General features: G+C 58.4%; 3 protein-coding genes and 1 pseudogene. All 4 read right to left on the bottom strand.

Annotated features, from left to right (window positions below):
- A pseudogene (locus tag D3H34_RS34850) lies at positions 1 to 103 on the bottom strand (F0F1 ATP synthase subunit delta); the annotation flags it as partial.
- A gap of 11 nt (positions 104 to 114) precedes the next feature.
- Entirely contained in the window at positions 115 to 585 is a 471-nt protein-coding gene (locus tag D3H34_RS32485) for a F0F1 ATP synthase subunit B (RefSeq protein WP_119558846.1), read from the bottom strand.
- 34 nt (positions 586 to 619) lie between these two features.
- Positions 620 to 868, bottom strand: coding sequence for a F0F1 ATP synthase subunit C (atpE, locus tag D3H34_RS32480; RefSeq protein WP_119558845.1), 249 nt, complete (start codon positions 866 to 868; stop codon positions 620 to 622).
- A gap of 45 nt (positions 869 to 913) precedes the next feature.
- On the bottom strand, positions 914 to 1,523 hold a 610-nt coding region (gene atpB, locus D3H34_RS32475; protein WP_119558844.1), incomplete at its 5' end, for a F0F1 ATP synthase subunit A.

Raw genomic sequence — 1,523 nt, 5'->3', positions numbered from 1 at the left:
CCTCCACCCAGGCGACTGTGCTGTTCAAATCCGCACCGCTGGCGGTGCTGGCTTTGAACAGGGCTTCAGCGTAAGGGCGGGCAATGGTGGCGAGTTCTGCCATGTTTGCTTTCCTTACAGCTCAGTCTTGAGGCGGTTCAGCAGATCTGCATGGACGCCGGCGTTGACTTCCTTGCGGAGAATCTGCTCGGCACCCTTGACGGCCAGCGTGGCGACCTGCTCACGCAGGGCCTCACGGGCTTGGATTGCTTGCTGCTCGGCTTCTGCGCGGGCGGCTGCAATCAGCTTGTTGCCTTCTTCAGTCGCACGGGCCTTGGCCTCTTCAATGATGGACTGGGCGCGGCGGTCGGCGTCCGCAAGCCGCGATGTCGTTTCATTGCGCGTCTGGGCCAGTTCCTGCTCGACGCGCTTGTTGACGGCGGTCAGTTCGGATTTGGCTTTGTCGGCAGCAGAGAGGCCATCGGCGATTTTCTGGGCTCGCTCATCCAACGCCTTCGCGATCGGCGGCCACACGAATTTCATCGTGAACAGCACCAGGATCAGGAAGACGATGGCCTGTACGAACAGGGTCGCGTTGATACTCACGGCAACACCTTTCTATGTGGGCGTTGAAGGGAGCTTAGGCCAGAGCGAAGGGGTTGGCGAAAGCGAACAGCAGGGCGATGGCCACGCCGATCAGGAAAGCAGCGTCGATCAGACCGGCCAAGATGAACATCTTGGTTTGCAGTTCGTTGATCAGCTCAGGCTGGCGAGCGGAAGCTTCCAGGAACTTGCCGCCCATCAAAGCGATACCGATCGAAGCGCCGATAGCGCCCAGACCAACGATCAGACCACAAGCCAGAGCGACGAGACCGAGAATGTTTTCCATGATGACTCCAGAGGATTAACAAAGTGAAAGGAAAGAAAGAAAGGGTCAGTGGGCTTCATGTGCCTGGCCGAGATAAATCAGCGTCAGCATCATGAAAATGAAGGCCTGCAGGGTGATGATCAGAATATGGAAGATCGCCCAGATAGAACCTGCAATGATGTGCCCCACGGGGAGCAACACACCAGAGAGAGACATGGCAGCCGCACCACCCATCAGGGCAATCAGCATAAATACCAACTCACCAGCGTACATGTTGCCAAACAGTCGCATGCCATGCGAGACGGTCTTGGCAACGTATTCGATGATCTGCATCAGCAGATTCACAACGCCCAGGATCAGGGCGAAGACAGGGTTCTTGCTGGTACCGAAAGGTGCGGTCACCAGTTCGTGGGCCCAGCCGCCGGCGCCCTTGATCTTCACGCTGTACCAGAAGCACAGCAGCAGAACGGCGGACGACAGACCCAGAGTGGTCGAGAGGTCGGCGGTAGGCACGACGCGCAGATAGGCGTGGCTGTCAGCGGTCGCACCTTGCCACAGCACGGGCAGCAGGTCGACGGGCAGCAAGTCCATCGCGTTCATCATGAAGATCCAGACGAACACCGTCAGCGCCAGAGGCGCGATGAACTTGCGGCTTTCGGCATTGTGGATGTTGGCC

The sequence above is a fragment of the Acidovorax cavernicola genome (genome assembly GCF_003581445.1).
This window is presented reverse-complemented; position numbering and strand designations above follow the sequence as displayed.